The sequence below is a fragment of the Prochlorococcus marinus str. SB genome (assembly GCF_000760115.1).
GTDB lineage: Bacteria > Cyanobacteriota > Cyanobacteriia > PCC-6307 > Cyanobiaceae > Prochlorococcus_A > Prochlorococcus_A marinus_D.
Window position 1 is genome coordinate 1,029,229 of sequence record NZ_JNAS01000002.1, and the last position, 17,987, is coordinate 1,047,215.

Sequence of the window (17,987 nt, forward strand, 5' to 3'; positions counted from 1 at the left end):
TGAGTGATTATAAATTTAATTTCGTAATTTTAGATTGTTAATCCCAACTCAAGTTAAAAGTTTAAGACAATATTTTTACCCTTGTTTAGGAGGAATTTTAGGAGGAATTTCTGTTTCAACTCACTTTTGGCTGGTTTTTATGCCAATATCCTTATTTATTTTGTGGAAAGGAAGTGAGAGAAAAATAGCAAATTTTTTGTGGGGTTTTTTCTTTGTTTTGATAAGTCATTCATGGTTATTTGATCTTCATCCATTGACATGGCTTGGGTTTTCATGGCTTGCAAGTTTAATAATCGCCCTTTCAATATTATTATTTTGCGCTTTTTTGGGTGGGATATTAGTTTATTTATGGGGTTTGTTAGTTGAAATTATTCTCTGGAAAGAGGATGTTTTTAAAATTAAAATATTGCCTTTAACTGTAAAAGTATTTTTTTTATCTTTGATTTGGGGGATTGGTGAATTGATACTTTCTCAAACACCTTTTTTTTGGATAGGTTTAGGAGAGAGTCTTATCCCAGGTGATATTTATCTTGCTGGTTTGGCAAGATGGATTGGCGCAAGTGGTTTATGCGTTTTACAAATATTGATTGGATTTTGGATTTTTTTTAGTCAAGGTAGATGGGAAAGAAAACTTCATTTTAAAAAAATATTTCTTTTAGGACTTTTGGTTATTATTTTCTTGCATTTATTTGGAGGTTTAATAACTCCAATAAAAAGAAATTACGAATATCCAGTAGCTATTTGGCAAACTAATATACCAACAAGAGAGAAGTTAAAAATAAATGATGAATTTATTAAAGAAAAACTATCTATCGCTCAACAATATGCTTTATCAAACAAAGCAAAAATTCTTGTTGCGCCTGAAGGAACTCTATCTAATAATTTTTATTTATCTCAAGGCATTAAGGTTAATACCTTGGCAGGAGGTTTCAGAAATTCAAATAATGAGTTAAGAAGTTCTTTACTCGGATTTCAAATTGGAGATAAATCTTTTACTTCATTTATAGATAAAAACAGACTTGTTCCAATAGGTGAAAAAATACCTAGATTTCTAAATAGTTTTTCAAGAGGATTATCTGCAGTAGGAGGAATTCAACCAGGCTCTGATTCAAGATTGTTTGATCCTAAATTTACACCCCCACTAGCAGTAGCTATATGTTACGAAATTAGTGATGGACTAAAAATAAGAAAGGCTGTTAATAGCGGTGCAAAACTAATAGTAACTTCAGCAAATTTAGACCCATATCCAGCTAAGCTTTATAATCAATTCCTATCTTTGGCTAGATTAAGAAGTATTGAAAATAAGAAAAATAATTTACTAGTATCAAATACCGGCCCTTCGGGTTTAGTTCAAGATGATGGAAAAATAATTCAACTTCTAGATTTAAAAGTGGAGCAAAATAAAATAGTGTTTCCTAATTTTTCATCCGAAAAGACTTTCTACACAAAATTTGGAGATAAACCTATTTTGTGTTTGTTTTTATTTTTTATGGGATTAAATATCTTTTGGAAAATTAATTAATTAATCCACCACCTAATAAAATTTCTCCTTTATAAAAAACTGCTGCTTGTCCGGGCGTTACTGAACTTTGACTTTCTTCAAAAATTAATTTAAATGTTTTAGTTGGATTATCTAAATTTTTCAAAGGGATTAAAGTTCCTTTTACTGGATGACTTCTATATCTGATTTGTGCTTCTACTTGTATCTCTTGCTTAGGTTCTTCGATTGAAACCCAGTTAACCTTAGTAATTATTGCTTCTTTACTAAATAGATCACTTTTATCTGCTACATAAACTACGTTTTTTACCCTGTCTAAACTTTTTACATACAATGGTTCAGGCCAAGCGATGCCCAAACCTTTTCTTTGACCTACCGTAAAGTGCTGAATACCATTGTGTTTTCCTAGGACTTTCCCATTTACATGCACAATTTCTCCTTCATTGGGTTCAATGTGTTTGTCGATAAATCTCTGCATTGATCCATAATGCTCAACTAAACATAAATCTTGACTTTCTGGTTTTTGAGCAGTTCTAAGACCTAATCTAAGGGCTTCCTTTCTTGTTTCTTCTTTTTTCATTTCACCAAGGGGAAATTCTAATCTGCTTAGTACTTCTTGTGAGAGAGAATAAAGAAAATAACTTTGGTCCTTGTTTTCGTCAGCACCTCTTAGAAGAAGAAAGTCCTCAAATACAAAGCTCTTGCAATCAAGTTTTTCAGCATAAGATGATTTTTTTATCCTTGCGTAATGTCCGGTCGCAATATAAGTAAAGTCTTTTTTGTTTATTGCGTAATTAAGCATCTCTTCAAACTTCACATTCTTGTTGCACATCGAACATGGAAGTGGAGTGAATCCTTTCTCATAGCTTTCAGTAGTTTTTTTAATTACCTCTTTTTTGAAAATTTCTCTTGAGTCTATTATTTTATGGTTAATTCCCAAATCTTCACAAAGGCCGGCAGCATCTACTAATCCTTCAGAACAACAGGAGCCTTGTCCTTTCATTAGCCAAAGAGTTAGTCCCTCAACATTCCAGCCTCTTTCTACAAGAAGAGCAGCTGAAAGGGAACTATCTACGCCACCAGAAAGACCTACAATAATATTTTTCTTCTTCTTAGTTTTATCATTAGAAGAAAAAAAGTTCTCTAATTTTTTATCCTTTTGTGTCTTTAACATGGAAGTTTAAATTTTTGAACAGTTCTCCAAGTGCTTTGTACTAATTATGAACGAAATTGTATGGCCAACAATTGACTCTAAACATTTAATTGTTGATTCAAAGCAAATGTTGATATTAGAGAAAGAAATGTTTTCTGATGGAATGCCTCAAGAAGCATTGATGGAAAAAGCAGGTATTCAAATTAGTAAATGGCTCTTGAAAAGGAAACCTCTTCTAAAGTATGGAACAACTGTTTTTATAGGTCCAGGGCATAATGGTGGGGATGGTGCAGTAATAGCTAGAGAGCTTTTTTTGAAAGGTTTTTTAGTAAAGGTATGGTGTCCATTTCCTATAAAAAAAACATTAACAAATAACCACCTTAATTATCTTACATCTATTGGTGTCACAAAATTAGTAGAGCCCCCTGATGCAAATGGTAGAGAACTTTGGATTGATGCTGTTTTTGGTAATAATCAAACGAGAAAAGTTGATAATAAATTAATTAAACTTTTTAATAAAAAATTTCATAACAAATATGGCAAGGTAATAAGTATTGATATTCCAACAGGATTATGTCCTGATAAAGGAGAGCCTTTTTTAGATGACGCAGTAAAGGCAGACCATACCTTGGCAATTGGTCTTAATAAGATTGGATTGATGCAAGATTTTGCATTACCTTTTATTGGAGAATTGCACCATATAGATGTTGGGGTGCCTATTAGTAAACTTTCCAAAGTTGATAAAAAGATTTTTAAGGTTACTTACAAAGATTTAAAAAATATTGATTTACCTTCTTTACCAAGAAATTCCAACAAATATAAAAGAGGTAGAACATTATTAATAGCTGGAAGTGAAAAATATCCTGGTGCTGCATACTTAGCATTAAAAGGGGCGATATCAAGTGGAGCAGGCTATATCTCGGCTGTCCTGCCTGAGTTAGTTGCTGAATCTATTTGGCAAGTTGCTCCAGAAATAGTTTTAAAGGGTACTATGCAATGTAATCAAAATGGAAATGCATCTTTATTTAGTGCATTAAAAAATATTGATTTAAGTGCATTTGATTCAGTAGCTGTTGGCCCAGGAATAGGAATTGATAATGATGATTGGCAAAAAGCAAAAGACATTCTCACTGGTTTTGAAGGATTATTGATCTTGGATGCGGATGCACTCAATAGAATTTCAGAATCTAAATTATGTTCAAAATTCTTCTTAGAGAGAAGATTTAAGACATGGATAACACCTCATAGCAAAGAATTTTCGAGGTTATTCCCTAATATCAAATGCGAGACTAATGTTGAAAAAGCTCTTAATGCTGCTAAAGAATTTAACATAAGTGTTTTGTTAAAGGGAGCTAATAGCATAGTCGCTGAAAATAAAAAGGCTTGGCAACTTTTTGGGACTGATTCACACACAGCTCGAGCTGGATTGGGTGATCTTTTATCTGGATTTATAGCTGGTAGTTCTGCGATTGATTTAACCTTTTGTAGAAACATAAAAACAGATTTTTTTGCTAAATACGTGCTTTTGCATTCATTTGCTGCATCAAAGTGCAAAAAAGGGTCAAATGCTTCTGTTATTGGTGACGAATTATCAAAATTAATGAGAAATAAAAAAATGAGACAAATATCTTGAAAGAAACAATTTAAGAGAGTTATTTATAGTTTTAAACACATAAGTGTACAAATATAACTTGAAATCTGAAGCGCGCATTAAATATTTGGCTATTTCTTTAAAAGTGTAGGAGAGTTTTATTACCTAAATTAGGTCAAAAATGGTTTCATCATTACCAACACAAGCAGAACCACCCAAAAGGAGAAGTAATGATCCAATTAGTTGGTATTTGCAGAATATCGGTAGAGTTCCTTTATTAACACCTGCCGAAGAGATTGAATTGGGAAACCAAGTCCAGAAGATGATGATTCTTACAGAAGATGGACAATTAAATGAAAAGATTAATGATTTTACAACCCAGCAAAAAAGAACTATAAAAATTGGCCGAAGAGCTAAAGAAAGAATGATGAAAGCTAATTTAAGATTAGTTGTCAGCGTGGCCAAAAAATATCAAGGTAAAGGACTAGAATTACTTGATTTAGTACAAGAAGGTTCTCTTGGGTTAGAGAGGGCTGTTGAAAAATTTGATCCGACAAGAGGTTATAAGTTTTCTACTTACGCCTTTTGGTGGATTAGGCAAAGTATGACAAGAGCAATTGCTTGTCAATCAAGAACAATCCGTTTACCTGTTCACTTAAGTGAGAGGTTAGCTTCTATTAGAAAAGTTAGTAGAGATTTGGCTCATAAACTTGGTGCTATGCCAAGCAGAATTGAAATTGCAGAGGCAATGGAGATTGATGTTGAAGAATTGGATTCTGTTTTAAGACAAGCTTTATCGACAAGTAGTTTAGATGCTCCAGTAAATGGTGATGATGGCAGGAGCTTTTTAGGTGATTTAATTGCAGATAGTAATAATGAAGAGCCTTTAGATCAAGTGGAACAGAAAATGCATCAAGAACAACTCGGTAAGTGGTTAAGTCATTTAAGCGAGCAAGAACAACATGTTCTTAAACTAAGGTTTGGACTTGATGCCAATGAGAGGCATACGCTTGCAGAAATTGGAAGATTATTAGAAGTTTCTAGAGAAAGAGTAAGACAAGTTGAACTTAAGGCACTAAGAAAATTAAGGAATTTAACCAGAAAATTACCTAGCGGTATTTGATCTAATCTTCTGCCCAAATATATTTGATTAATTCTTCTGAAGGAGGTTCAGGAGCTTCAATTGCATTTTTAACTGACTCCGATATTTCTGCATCAATTTTCTTTTCAATAATTTTTAATTCTTCTTCCGTAGCGAATTTACCGTCAATAATTTCTTGAGCTAATTTCTTAATAGGATCTCTTTTCCCCCAAAACTCCTTCTCTTTTTCAGACCTTAATTCATCTGGATCTGCAAGAGAATGCCCTCTATATCTATAGGTTAAACATTCTAAAAGTGTAGGACCTTCTCCTGCCCTAGCTCGCTCAATTGCTCTTTGTGCGGCCCCTCTTACTGCTAATACATCCATTCCATCAACTTCCTCGCCGTGCATGCCAAAAGCAGACGCTTTTCTCCAGATTTCAGGATTACTAGTAGCTCTATCATGAGCCATACCAATAGCCCATTTATTATTCTCAACAACAAAAATTATTGGTAATTTCCATAACTGGGCCATATTTAAACATTCAAAAAACTGCCCATTATTGCAAGTCCCATCCCCAAAAAATGCTGCAGTTACAGCATCACTATTACTATTTCCAGCAACTTCCTTTCTGTATTTACTTGAAAAGGCTGCCCCTAAGGCAACTGGAATTCCCTCTCCAATAAATGCATATCCTCCGAGTAGGTGATGCTCTCTTGAAAATAGGTGCATGGATCCACCTCGGCCTTTGCTACAACCAGTGGATTTACCAAAAAGTTCACTCATTACTTCAAATGAGGGGACACCCGCACTTAGTGCATGAACATGATCGCGATAGGTACTACAAAACCAATCATGTTTCTTTTTCATAGCGCCAATTACTCCCGTGCTTATAGCCTCTTGACCGTTATATAAATGAACGAAACCAAACATTTTTCCCCTGTAATACATTTCTGCACACTTATCTTCAAACCTACGACCAAGCGTCATGTCTTCATAAAGGAATAATCCGGTTTCTCGATCTAATTCGGCTTTTTTTATGTCTTGAAGATTTGAGATTCTCTCTACGTGTGTTTCCAAGAAAAATACCTTAACGAAGTTTTGATTTGTTAACATTCTAAGCCGTGATGGGCGATTTTCATGATTTTTTTTAATAACTCTGTAAGACCTTGTGAAAAAAATTTTTAACTTGATAAAATTTGTCTAAGAATTTTCAATAGGATATTTGTTTGGAACTTCCTTTAGACCATTTTCGTTTAATTGGCGTAAGCCCCTCTGCAACTTCTGAGGAAATATTAAGGGCGTTTCAATTGCGGTTAGATAAAACACCTGATGAAGGTTTTACTTATGAAGTTTTAACCCAAAGATCTGAGCTGCTTCGGCTCACTGCCGATCTTCTTACAGATCCAGAAAGCAGAAGAGAGTACGAAAATTTGTTATTAAATGGGAATTCTGGATTGGATTTCTCCTCAAATAGAGAAGTAGCAGGATTAATACTTCTTTGGGAATCAGGTTCACCAAAAGAAGCTTTTAAAATTACGAGAAAAGCATTGCAACCCCCACAAACTCCAGCTTTAGGAAGTAGTAGAGAAGCTGATTTAACATTATTGGCTGCTTTAACAGCTAGAGATTCTGCAATTCAAGAACAACAGCTTAGATCCTATTCGAACGCGGCAGACTTTTTACATGAAGGTATACAACTTCTACAAAGAATGGGAAAGCTTGGAGAATTAAGAAAAGAACTTGAAGAAGATTTGGTTGCTTTGCTTCCTTACAGAATTCTAGATCTACTTAGTAGAGATCTAAATGATCAAGAGTCTCATAAAAAAGGCTTTAGTATGTTGGAAAATTTAATAATCAAAAGAGGAGGTTTGGAAGGTAATAATAAATCTGAATATAAAGATTATTTAAATCAGCAAGAGTTTGAAGCTTTTTTTCAACAAATTAAGCCATTTTTGACAGTGCAAGAACAGATTGATTTGTTTCTTGAATTACAAAAAAGAGGATCATTAGAAGCAGGATTTTTAGCATTTCTATCCTTAACAGCTATTGGTTTCTCTAGAAGAAAGCCAGAAAAATTATTTGAAGCGAGGAGAATTTTAAAAAAACTAAATTTATCAGGTCTTGATTCAATGCCTCTAGTGGGTTGTTTAGACTTGCTTTTAGCTGACATTGACCAAGCCTCTGCAAGGTTTTCAAGTAGTTCTGATGAAAATTTACGTGATTGGCTTAATAATTATCCTGGAAATAAATTAGAAGCGATATGTATTTTCTGTAAAAATTGGTTAGAAAATGATGTTTTAGTTGGGTATAGAGACATTGACTCAAAAGAGGTGGATTTAGATTCTTGGTTTGAAGATAGGGAAATTCAAGAATTTATTGAAAAATTAGAAAAGAAATCAAAAAAAATTGTAATTAGATCAAATCTTCAAAACCAAAAAACTGAGAAGGAATTATCCACAAAAACGACTGAAGATTTTGATAATATATTGGGGAGTATTGATGAAAGAAGATTACCTTGGCCTGGTGGCATAAAACAAGGCTATGAAAAGGTTGAGGCCAAAGAGATAGAATTCAATGAGGAATACTTTAAGAACAAACCAATTGAGTTTTATAATTTTTTAATCGAAAAAATTGCTGAATTAAAGTTTAGTTTTGGGGAATTCTTAAAGGATAAAGAGATAATTAATCGGTCGCCGTATTTAATTTATATCTATGCGTTTTTGATATTATTTGCATTTGGTATTGGTATTGGATTTTTAAGAAATAATTTAAAAAAATCAATTCAGGACGAATCTATTGCTGAAAAACCCTTAATTGCAAAAGATAAAAATCAAAAGCTTACTGAGAAAGATATTTTTCAAGAAATAAAAAAAAATCCTTCAAGTAAATTGAATTCTATTTCTGAGAAATCTACTTCAATTATTTCCTATGAATTCAAAGAACTTAATACTGCTTCACCTTCTTTAGAAGAAATAAGGAATTTAATTAATGGATGGCTTCTTAATAAAAGTAATTACTTAGCGGGAAAGGGAGAAATTAATCTTTATAAGATTGTTAGTAAAGGTCTAATTGATCGAACAATCGAAGAAAGACAGAACGATATCAAGAAAGGAATTTATAAGGAGATTAATTCCCAAATACGTAAAATTGATTTGGAATCGCAAACTTCATCTCGGATAGTTGTTTTAGTAGAATTGAATTATATAGAGAGGCTAGTAAAGAATTCTGGAGAATTTATTAATGAAACATCTTTAAATCCCCTTAAAGTTAAATATATTTTGGGGTTTTCAAATAAATCGTGGAAATTGGTTGATTTCGTGAGCGGCTTGTAATTACAAACTTCAAGATCATCTATAATAATTAAAATTACTTTTTAATAATGTTTGATGAACTCTCTTCACGCTTTGAAGACGCAGTAAAGGGTTTAAGAGGCGAAGCAAAAATTAGTGAAAATAACATAAACGATGCCTTGAAGGAGGTTAAAAGAGCACTCCTTGATGCAGATGTTAGTTTGTCTGTAGTAAAAGAGTTTATATCAGATGTCAAAGATAAAGCTATTGGGGAAGAAGTAGTTAGGGGCGTAAACCCAGGTCAAAAATTTATTGAAGTTGTAAATAAAGAATTGATTAACATTATGGGGAATGAAAATTCTCCATTAAACGAAAATGAAAATAGTCCTACAGTCATTTTGATGGCTGGACTTCAGGGAGCGGGTAAAACAACTGCAACAGGAAAATTAGGACTTTATTTAAAGGAAAAAGATAAAAAAGTTCTTTTGGTGGCTGCAGATATTTATCGACCGGCAGCTGTAGAGCAGCTTAAAACATTGGGAAGTCAATATGAATTGGAAGTTTTTTCAGCTAAAGAAAAAAATAGCAAGCCAGAAGAAATAGCAAAAGAAGCATTGAATTTTGCTAGGGAAAATGATTTTAATTCGATAATTATTGATACCGCAGGAAGACTCCAAATTGATGATTCCATGATGAGTGAAATGGTTCGAATTAAAGAAGTTTCTAATCCTGATGAGGTTTTGCTTGTTGTTGATTCAATGATTGGGCAAGAAGCTGCAGACTTAACAAAATCATTTCATGAAAAAGTAGGAATCACAGGGGCGATATTAACTAAGTTGGATGGTGACTCAAGAGGTGGAGCTGCTTTATCGATAAGAAAAATAAGCGGTAAACCAATCAAATTTATAGGTGTAGGTGAAAAAATAGAGGCATTGCAACCATTTCATCCAGAAAGAATGGCCAGCAGAATTTTAGGTATGGGGGATGTGTTGACACTTGTTGAAAAAGCACAAAAAGAAGTTGAACTTGCTGATGCAGAAGCGATGCAAAAGAAACTTCAAGAAGCGACTTTTGATTTTAATGATTTTGTAAAGCAAATGAGATTAATTAAAAGAATGGGTTCACTTGGTGGATTGATTAAATTGATTCCTGGAATGAATAAAATAGATGATGGGATGATAAAAGATGGAGAAGATCAACTTAAGAAAATAGAATCTATGATCTCGTCAATGACTCTTGAGGAGAAACAAAAACCCGAAGTTCTTGCGGCTCACCCCTCAAGAAGACAAAGAATCGCTCAAGGTAGCGGTTATGAAGCAAAAGATGTAGATAAAGTTTTAGCCGATTTTCAAAGAATGAGAGGTTTTATGAAACAAATGTCTAACGGAGGAATGCCAGGAATGGGAGGAATGCCAGGAATGGGAGGTATGCCAGGGATGGGAGGAATGCCAGCAATGCCAGGAATGGGAGGTATGAGTGGTAATAAGCCAATGAAAAAACAAAAAAATAATAAAAAGAAAAAAGGTTTTGCCGATTTGTAGTTTCTATATTTTTACCTTTAAATGATATTATTATTAAAAACGCATTAATTTAAAATGATTAAATTGCGCCTTAAGCGCTTTGGAAAGAAAAAAGAGGCAAGTTTCAGAATTGTTGCATGCAACAGCACTTCCAGAAGAGATGGTAGACCTCTGCAGGAACTAGGTTTTTATAATCCAAGAACTAAGGAAACTAGGCTTGACACAGAAGCTTTAAGAACAAGACTTACTCAGGGTGCTCAGCCAACTGGTGTTGTGAGAACTTTATTAGAAAAGGGAGGGTTATTAGAAAAAACAGAAAGACCCTCTATCTCAATTGGTAAAGCAAAGTTAGAGAAGGAAAAATTAGCTAAGGCTAAAACTAAAGAAGAAGAAAATGATAGTAGCAAAGTTGAAAGCGAGGGTAATGAAGCTTAACGCTAGTGAGTTGATAAATTTTTATTCTTATTCAATAACTAGATGAAGGAAGTTTCCAAAACTGGTCACTTCAAAATAGATTTGCCAAGCTCTGATGCCGCTACTGCATTATCTGGACCTGGTAATTCTTTCTTAAAAAAATTTGAGTCTCTTACTGGAGTTTCTTTAACTATAAGAGGCTTACAACTGGAGATGAACGGTGTCATATCTAAAATTGAGAGAGCATCAGCATTAGTAGAACTAACAAGACCCATTTGGGAACAAGGGTTAGAAGTCCCTGAGGTAGATCTTAAAGCGGCTTTAAGTTCTTTAAATATAGGCGAATCATCTTCACATGCTGAACTAGGAAAAAAAATACTTGCGCGTTCCAAAGAAGGAAGATATTTGAGACCAAGAACTATAAGGCAAAAAGAATATGTTGAATCAATTGAAAACTTTGATCTTACCTTTGCGATTGGTCCAGCTGGAACTGGTAAGACATTTTTAGCAACTGTTTGCGCGGCACGACTATTGAACGAAAAAAAAATTGAAAAAATTGTTTTAACCAGACCAGCTGTAGAAGCTGGTGAAAGTTTGGGATTCCTACCTGGTGATTTGCAACAAAAAGTAGATCCATATTTAAGACCCCTATTTGATTCTTTACATAGTATTTTCGGGATTGACAGAACAAATTCGTTAATTGATAAGGGGATTATTGAAGTTGCTCCTTTAGCATTTATGAGAGGCAGAACCTTAGACAACTCCATAGTTATCCTAGATGAAGCACAAAATACTACTTGCTCTCAAATGAGAATGTTTTTGACCAGATTAGGAGAGAGATCAAAAATGGTTGTAAATGGAGATATTACACAAATTGATTTAAAAAAAGATCAGGAAAGCGGCCTCATCGAAGCATCTAGAATTTTCTCTGAAACTCAAGGTATAAAATTTTGTTATTTAACTGTTGAAGATGTAGTTCGTCATCCTTTAGTTCAGAAAATTATTGCAGCTTATCAGTAACTTCATAACTCTGGAGATCCGTACCCTGAAATTTTAAAAATCGAGTAGAATAAGATTATTATTTAAAAAAAAAATGCCAGCAAGTAGTAATTTCAATCAAGCTATTCGTGAAGCACAAACTAGTTCAATTGTTGGACCTAATGTTGTTCAAAAAGCTTTACCTTACGTAGGTGGAGGAATGGTTCTAACTTCTTTAGGCGTCTTAGCAGGTATCTCACTCATCGCGACAAATCCTGGGCTTTTCCAGCCTCTTTCAATAGTTGCATTAATTGCAGAATTGATTTTGTTTTTTATAGCCACAAGTGCTGCAAATAATGCTAATAATGCGAAGGCCCTACCCTTGTTGACAGGATTTAGTTTGTTAACTGGATTCACCTTAAGTGGAATAGTTGCTTTAGCAATAGGAACAATTGGTATTGGTTCGGTTGGAACAGCTGCCTTAGCCACTGGTATAACTTTCGTTATCGCCTCTTACACTGGCCAAAGAATGAGTGATAGTGTTGGTCAAGCACTAAGCGGAGTAGTTGGTCTTGGATTGATAGGTCTGCTTATAGCAATGTTTGTCCAATTAATTGGAGGATTCTTTGCTCCAGGAGTTTTTGGAGGTTCAGGTCTTGAATTGATAATTGCAGGTTTTGGAACTGTCTTATTTGTTGCGATGTCTTTTGTTGATTTTTATACAATGCCAAGAAGATATAATGATGATCAATATCTTGCAGGGGCTTTAGGTATGTATCTTACTTATATAAATCTTTTTGTTTTTATATTGAGATTAATGATTGCACTACAAGGTGGTGGAAGAAGAGATTAAACACGTTACGTATAGAACTAACATAAAGCGTAGATTTGTTTCTACGCTTTTTTAATGGGCGATATCAAGTTTAATGGGCGATATCAAGAATTTGTTTTTTTATAAATTCCTTTTGCTCTAAGTCATATTTTACTGAATTATCAAAACTATTGCCCATATCATCTAAGTCTCTAAGGACTTGATTGACAGACTTTGTAACTGACTTGGTTTCTAGCAGTCTTAAAATAGCCTTACATCTATCTGAAATATTTTCTGATGTTATCTCATATTCATGATTATCATCTCTTCGATGAATAATAATTTGAGCGGAACTCATTATTAAATTTTTTACTACTATTTCTGTTACGGCATCACCACCTTCGTTCAGTTTGTAAATTAGTGAAAAAGGAAGTTTATCTAACAAAAAACAATCTTTATCTGACAAAGCGTATGCAAAAAATCCTCTAAGTCCATTTTTTGTTTTAGTTAGCTCTGCGATTCTATCTGCTAAAACCTCTTCGCTGAGTAAATCTTCACTCCACTCTTTGCACCATTGTGCGGATATGTTTATTGCTTGCGTGAACGAAGCTTCTTTTAAATTTATGGTTTTTTTTTCCATTTTTGATCAGAATTTTATTATTGATGCATTAAAAGTCTTTGGCCAATTATAGATCTGGGTTTGTAACTTTACTAGGAAGGCCAAATGTGGGTAAATCTACGTTAATAAATAAATTGATTGGAGAAAAAATAACAATTACTTCTCCAATAGCGCAAACTACTAGAAATAAATTAAAAGGAATACTTACTACAGACAATGGGCAAATAATTTTTGTTGATACGCCAGGTGTTCATAAACCTCATCATCGACTTGGAGAGATATTAGTAAAGAACGCAAAATCTGCAATTAATGGAGTTGATATGGTAATTTTTGTAATTGATTCAAGTAAAGAACCTGGTAGAGGTGATGAATATATTTTGAACTTTCTACTCGCAAATAAAACTGAGTTTATTGTTGCATTAAATAAGTGGGATTTGGTTAATAAAGAATTTAGGAATTTACGATTAGATCAATATAGAAGATTTTTTGGAATTAATAGAAACTTTCAAATTGTAAGTGCTTTTAAAGGAGAAGGATGTCCTGAACTAGTGGATATGGCACTTAATTTTCTTCCAGAGGGACCAAAACTTTATGGCGAAGAAACCATTTGTGATCAACCATTAGATAAATTATTATCTGATTTAGTAAGAGAACAGGTATTAATAAATACAAGAGAAGAGGTACCTCATAGTGTCGCAGTAAAGATAGAAAAGAGAGAGGAAATGAAAAGAAAAAATGGCAAAGTTTTTACAGCTATTTTGGCTACTATTATTGTTGAAAGATCAACTCAAAAAATAATTCTTATTGGAAAGAAAGGTTCAATGTTAAAAATGATTGGTCAGTCAGCAAGATCAAATATGTCAAAATTAATTGATGGTTCAATTCACCTAGAGTTGTTTGTGAAAGTTGTTCCAAATTGGAGAAAAAAAGAATCAAGGTTAATTGAGTTTGGTTTTGAGGAAGAATTCTAGATGAGTGGTTTTAATTTTGATGTAATTACATTGTTCCCTAAAGCTTTTGAATTAATAAATAATTTAGGGGTCATAACAAGAGCTCTAGATAAGAATTTGATCGATGTAAATTTATATGATTTAAGAGAATATGGAGAAGGTTCTTACAGACAAGTAGACGATAAGCCTTATGGAGGAGGAGCAGGAATGGTATTAAAACCTGAACCTATTTATAAGGCATATGAATCAATTAGAAAATCACCTAAAAGTAAAACTTTGCTGATGACCCCTCAGGGTAAAGTTTTAAAGCAAAAGGATCTTGCGAGATGGTCCACTTTTGATCAAATAATAATTATTTGTGGCCAATATGAAGGTTTTGATGAAAGGATTAGATGTTTAGCTGATGAAGAGATATCGATAGGCGATTATGTCCTTTCTGGAGGTGAAATTCCTGCTATATCAATAATTAATGGTTTGACTAGGTTATTACCAGGGACTCTTGGTGATCCAGACTCCTTAGTCGATGAGAGTCATAATTCCTCTTTATTAGAATATCCTCAATACACAAGGCCTTTAACTTTTAAAGATATGAAAGTGCCAGATATTTTAGTAAGCGGTAATCATGAAGAGATTAAATCGTGGAGAAGAAAAAAAAGTTTTGAAAGAACATTGGAGAGAAGAAGTGACTTAATTTCAAATGAAAACTACAAAAAATCCCCACAAAGTAAGAGAATAATAAAAGAAAATAATCAATTAATGAAATTTAGAATAGGTAATGGATACGATATTCACAGATTAGTAGAGGATAGAGATTTAATTATTGGAGGTGTAAAATTACATCACCCTGAAAGTTTAGGATTAGATGGGCATAGTGATGCTGATGTTTTAAGTCACTCAATAATGGATGCATTATTGGGAGCTCTTTCGTTGGGCGACATAGGAAAGTATTTTCCCCCATCTGATGAAAAATGGAAAAATGCTGATAGCTTGTTTTTGTTATCAAAAGTAATTGACTTGATAAGACAAGATAGTTGGGAAATAAATAATATTGATAGTGTTCTTGTTGCTGAAAGGCCAAAAATCATGCCACATATAAAACTAATGAAAAAAAATATTTCTGAAATTTTAAATATTGATGAAAATTTAATTGGGATTAAAGCAACCACGAATGAAAAATTGGGTCCAGAAGGGAGAGAAGAGGGTATAAGTTGCCATTCAGTAGTTCTTCTTGTGAAAAAATGAGATTTAATTTAAATTTGAAAAAAAAAATTCAAAGATTTTGTTTATTATTAATTTGCTTAGTAGTTTTAATTTTTCAATCTGATATTCCCAATTTAAAAGCTCTTACAATGGATAATTTTCAAAGTGAAATGGTCATAGAGGAATTAAGACTTAAAGTACCTGCTGATGTAAAAGCAGCTTGGCTAAATGCGGAAAAAGAAATATGGGAGCCATGGTTATCTTCTCAAGATGGTTTTTTGGGTAGACAATTATTTTGGGATAAAGAAAAAGAAGAAGCTTTAATATTGGTAAATTGGAAAAGTAAGAAATTATGGAAAAGCATACCAATCTCAGAAGTAAATGTAGTTCAACAAAAATTTGAAGATAATGTTAAAGCTGCTCTAAATGTAGGCGATAATCCTTTTGAATTGATTTATGTGGGAGAGTTAGACAAACAAAGATGAATTTTGATATCAAGTTTGATTTTCAAAGAAGAGATAGGATTGGACTCATTGAGGCTATTTGGGGGCAAGATAAGAGTATCGACCAATTAGAAAGATTATCTGAAAATGTATTAAGTAAAAATGAGGTTGTTTTCATTACTAGGATTAATAGTGAAAAAGCTAATTATCTTTTAGATTTGTATGATGATGCACGATTCTATAAAGAAGCAAATTGCCTAACAATTGGGGAAAATTTTAATAAAATAATTACAAATAAAAAAGTTGCTATAATTTCAGGCGGATCTAGCGATTTGGCCGTAACACTTGAAGCACAATTAGCGCTTGAAATTTATGGAGTGAATTGTCAATCTTTTATAGATGTTGGAGTAGCGGGACTTCATCGATTGATGAGTCAGTTAGAAGAAATTAATAAATATGATGTATTAATAGTTTGTGCTGGAATGGAAGGAGCTTTGGCAACAGTTGTGGGCGGATTGTTAGCTCAACCGATAATTGCAGTACCTGTCTCAGTAGGATATGGCGTTAGCAAGGATGGAGAAACTGCTTTAAATAGTATGTTATCAAGCTGTTCTCCAGGTATTGCAGTTATGAATATAGATAATGGTTATGGAGCAGCAATGGCGGCTCTCAGAATTATTAAAAGTATTTCCTAAATAATCACTTTTTTTCTATTTCTAATAAGGTTTCTATCCATAAATTTAGTTGTTTTGATAGCATTCCTTCTTCTCTCATTTTGATTGCTTTTATCACGACTTCTGTATTTACCCACTCTGGAAATCTTTTCGGCATTTATTTTTATGTTCAGTATTTTTAATTTGGTACAAATTTTTATAAAAACAAGGTCTAAGTAACAAATTTAATCTTTTATGTTTGATTTTGTACCTAATCTAGACAGCTCAGATGAGGTATGTTCACTTTCTACATTTTTTAATCTTTCAATCAGCTCGGAGAGATCTTTATGAGCCAACTCCCCATTTTGCTCCCATTTTAGAGATCTTGAGTTGCTATCAATTTTTTCTTTCATTGTTAAATTTAAGTATTAAAAATATAAAACGAAAAAAGAAGAAATTTGGTTATTGTTTCAAGCCTAAACTTAAAATAATATGAAGATTTTTAATTTTTAAGAATTTATCTTTTAACCACCGCCAACTATTGAAACGATTTCTAAATTATCACCATCTTTAAGCTTCACTTTTTCCCATTTCATTGAATTTATAATTAAATTATTTAATTCCACTACAATTGTGTTTGGTTTATATCCCATATGGTTAAGAACTTTAGATAGTAGAGCATTTTCTTGATCAAGTTCTATTTTTTTTTCTTCTCCATTTACCCTAATTTTCATGAGATAACTCTTTTAGAATCATAATAGCGACTTCTTTAGGATCTTCAGAATTCATTAATTCCGAAACTAAGGCAACTTTTTTAAACCCATTTCTTTTTAAATATGAAATATTACTTGACTTGATTCCTCCGATAGCAAACCAAGGAATATTTAAATCCTTTGTCAATGTTTTGATATTTTCAATACCTAAAGGTTTTTTATTCTTTTTTGTTGTAGTTTCAAATACTGGACCTATTCCTATGTAGTCACAACCCTCACTAATAGCATTTGAAATATCAATTGCATTATTTGCACTTATGCCGATTATTTTTGAATATCCTAAAAGTTTTCTTGCCGTTTTAAAGTCTAAATCGCCTTGTCCAAGATGAATTCCATCCGCTTTAGATGCTAGAGCTATATCAAGTCTGTCGTTAACGATAAACAAAGAATTATATCTTTTACATAGATTTTTAATCTGAATTGCTTCTTGAAGATGATCTTGATCAGTTCCCGTTTTAAATCTATGCTGAATAATTTTTACTCCCGCAATTAAAATCTCTTCTACTATTTCTAATAAATTGTCCTTTTGATCTGTGATTACATATAAGTCATTTTCTTTTAATATTTTCTCCGACTTCTTACACTTGCTATAACTTAATAAGTCAATTTCAATAGTATAAATTTCATATCTAATTTCAGAAGCGATTTTTGAAAGCTCATTATTCTGCAGCCTTGAGAATTCTTCTATGACTCTTAATGCTTCTTGAACCCTAGCTGAATTAGAACTTATAATTTGCTCAGAAGTTTTTCTGTTGATTTGCTCTTTATGAGTCAATCCTTTACATTTGTCTTCTATGTGATTTCTAGATTGTTTATAAACTTCTAAATGATTTTTCCCTAAAATTTGTCTAAAGTTTTTAATCTTTTCAACATATTTTTCTTTTCCTAGACCAAATCTAGCCCAATCCTCTAATACTCTTAATCCTTCTCTAGCTCTATCTAAATTAGCATCAATAATTTGATAAATTCTTAAATCTTCAGCGTCTTTACTATTGGAATTAAGCATTTG

The 17,987-nt window shown here is 32.8% G+C and carries 19 protein-coding genes; 12 read left to right on the forward strand and 7 right to left on the reverse strand.

The features are described from left to right. Window positions 1–34: 34 nt before the first annotated feature. Window positions 35–1,522 (forward strand): acyltransferase, encoded by a 1,488-nt coding sequence (locus EV02_RS00975; RefSeq protein WP_032520250.1) that lies wholly within the window; start codon window positions 35–37, stop codon window positions 1,520–1,522. Here the strand turns inward: EV02_RS00975 and mnmA are convergent. Next, window positions 1,515–2,672: a tRNA 2-thiouridine(34) synthase MnmA gene (mnmA, locus tag EV02_RS00970; protein ID WP_032520251.1), complete on the reverse strand. Its 1,158-nt coding sequence runs from the start codon at window positions 2,670–2,672 to the stop codon at window positions 1,515–1,517. The genes EV02_RS00975 and mnmA overlap by 8 nt on opposite strands. A gap of 46 nt (window positions 2,673–2,718) precedes the next feature. Here mnmA and EV02_RS00965 point away from each other — a divergent pair, with 46 nt between their 5' ends. Beyond that, complete coding sequence (locus EV02_RS00965) at window positions 2,719–4,284, forward strand: bifunctional ADP-dependent NAD(P)H-hydrate dehydratase/NAD(P)H-hydrate epimerase (protein ID WP_032520252.1); 1,566 nt, start codon at window positions 2,719–2,721, stop codon at window positions 4,282–4,284. Between the two features lie 139 nt (window positions 4,285–4,423). Further along, window positions 4,424–5,365 carry an RpoD/SigA family RNA polymerase sigma factor gene (locus EV02_RS00960; RefSeq protein ID WP_032520253.1) on the forward strand — a complete coding sequence of 314 codons (942 nt, stop codon included), beginning with the start codon at window positions 4,424–4,426 and terminating at the stop codon, window positions 5,363–5,365. Window position 5,366: 1 nt separating this feature from the next. On the opposite strand, the gene pdhA is transcribed toward EV02_RS00960, so the two are convergent. After that, window positions 5,367–6,440, reverse strand: coding sequence for a pyruvate dehydrogenase (acetyl-transferring) E1 component subunit alpha (gene pdhA / locus EV02_RS00955; protein ID WP_032520254.1), 1,074 nt, complete (start codon window positions 6,438–6,440; stop codon window positions 5,367–5,369). Window positions 6,441–6,553: 113 nt separating this feature from the next. Here pdhA and EV02_RS00950 point away from each other — a divergent pair, with 113 nt between their 5' ends. The 5 genes from EV02_RS00950 to EV02_RS00930 all read left to right on the forward strand — a co-directional run bounded on the left by EV02_RS00950 (window position 6,554) and on the right by EV02_RS00930 (window position 12,382). Beyond that, complete coding sequence (locus EV02_RS00950; RefSeq protein WP_032520255.1) at window positions 6,554–8,659, forward strand: IMS domain-containing protein; 2,106 nt, start codon at window positions 6,554–6,556, stop codon at window positions 8,657–8,659. Window positions 8,660–8,706: 47 nt separating this feature from the next. Beyond that, a complete protein-coding gene (ffh, locus tag EV02_RS00945; protein ID WP_032520256.1) occupies window positions 8,707–10,158 on the forward strand; it encodes a signal recognition particle protein in 1,452 nt (483 codons plus the stop codon). 54 nt (window positions 10,159–10,212) lie between these two features. Further along, window positions 10,213–10,572 carry a 30S ribosomal protein S16 gene (rpsP, locus tag EV02_RS00940; protein ID WP_032520257.1) on the forward strand — a complete coding sequence of 120 codons (360 nt, stop codon included), beginning with the start codon at window positions 10,213–10,215 and terminating at the stop codon, window positions 10,570–10,572. A 42-nt stretch (window positions 10,573–10,614) separates the two neighbouring features. Next, window positions 10,615–11,571 carry a PhoH family protein gene (locus tag EV02_RS00935; protein ID WP_032520258.1) on the forward strand — a complete coding sequence of 319 codons (957 nt, stop codon included), beginning with the start codon at window positions 10,615–10,617 and terminating at the stop codon, window positions 11,569–11,571. A gap of 73 nt (window positions 11,572–11,644) precedes the next feature. Further along, window positions 11,645–12,382: a Bax inhibitor-1/YccA family protein gene (locus tag EV02_RS00930; RefSeq protein ID WP_025961976.1), complete on the forward strand. Its 738-nt coding sequence runs from the start codon at window positions 11,645–11,647 to the stop codon at window positions 12,380–12,382. A gap of 70 nt (window positions 12,383–12,452) precedes the next feature. On the opposite strand, the gene EV02_RS00925 is transcribed toward EV02_RS00930, so the two are convergent. After that, window positions 12,453–12,980 (reverse strand): hypothetical protein, encoded by a 528-nt coding sequence (locus EV02_RS00925; RefSeq protein WP_032520259.1) that lies wholly within the window; start codon window positions 12,978–12,980, stop codon window positions 12,453–12,455. Window positions 12,981–13,018: 38 nt separating this feature from the next. On the opposite strand from EV02_RS00925, the gene era reads away from it, so the two are divergent. Genes era through larB form a run of 4 tightly spaced genes read left to right on the forward strand, consistent with a single transcriptional unit; the run spans window position 13,019 to window position 16,247 of the window. Then, on the forward strand, window positions 13,019–13,930 hold the full coding sequence (gene era, locus EV02_RS00920; RefSeq protein ID WP_032520260.1) for a GTPase Era: 912 nt from the start codon (window positions 13,019–13,021) through the stop codon (window positions 13,928–13,930). Next, entirely contained in the window at window positions 13,931–15,151 is a 1,221-nt protein-coding gene (gene trmD / locus EV02_RS09250) for a tRNA (guanosine(37)-N1)-methyltransferase TrmD (RefSeq protein ID WP_072014640.1), read from the forward strand. Continuing rightward, complete coding sequence (locus EV02_RS00915; RefSeq protein WP_032520261.1) at window positions 15,148–15,594, forward strand: TIGR03792 family protein; 447 nt, start codon at window positions 15,148–15,150, stop codon at window positions 15,592–15,594. Before trmD ends, EV02_RS00915 begins: the two co-directional genes overlap by 4 nt. Then, the gene (larB, locus tag EV02_RS00910; RefSeq protein ID WP_032520262.1) at window positions 15,591–16,247 is read left to right on the forward strand and encodes a nickel pincer cofactor biosynthesis protein LarB; all 657 of its coding nucleotides are present in this window, start codon (window positions 15,591–15,593) and stop codon (window positions 16,245–16,247) included. The genes EV02_RS00915 and larB overlap by 4 nt, the downstream gene beginning before the upstream one ends. A 4-nt stretch (window positions 16,248–16,251) precedes the next feature. On the opposite strand, the gene EV02_RS09855 is transcribed toward larB, so the two are convergent. The 4 genes from EV02_RS09855 to EV02_RS00900 all read right to left on the reverse strand — a co-directional run bounded on the left by EV02_RS09855 (window position 16,252) and on the right by EV02_RS00900 (window position 17,984). Beyond that, the gene (locus tag EV02_RS09855) at window positions 16,252–16,383 is read right to left on the reverse strand and encodes a hypothetical protein (RefSeq protein WP_275040701.1); all 132 of its coding nucleotides are present in this window, start codon (window positions 16,381–16,383) and stop codon (window positions 16,252–16,254) included. Window positions 16,384–16,450: 67 nt separating this feature from the next. Continuing rightward, complete coding sequence (locus tag EV02_RS09640) at window positions 16,451–16,618, reverse strand: hypothetical protein (RefSeq protein ID WP_011863393.1); 168 nt, start codon at window positions 16,616–16,618, stop codon at window positions 16,451–16,453. A gap of 111 nt (window positions 16,619–16,729) precedes the next feature. Continuing rightward, window positions 16,730–16,939, reverse strand: a complete 210-nt coding sequence (gene thiS, locus EV02_RS00905; protein WP_032520263.1) for a sulfur carrier protein ThiS — start codon at window positions 16,937–16,939, stop codon at window positions 16,730–16,732. Beyond that, window positions 16,929–17,984, reverse strand: coding sequence for a thiamine phosphate synthase (locus EV02_RS00900; RefSeq protein WP_032520264.1), 1,056 nt, complete (start codon window positions 17,982–17,984; stop codon window positions 16,929–16,931). Before EV02_RS00900 ends, thiS begins: the two co-directional genes overlap by 11 nt. Window positions 17,985–17,987 lie beyond the last annotated feature (3 nt).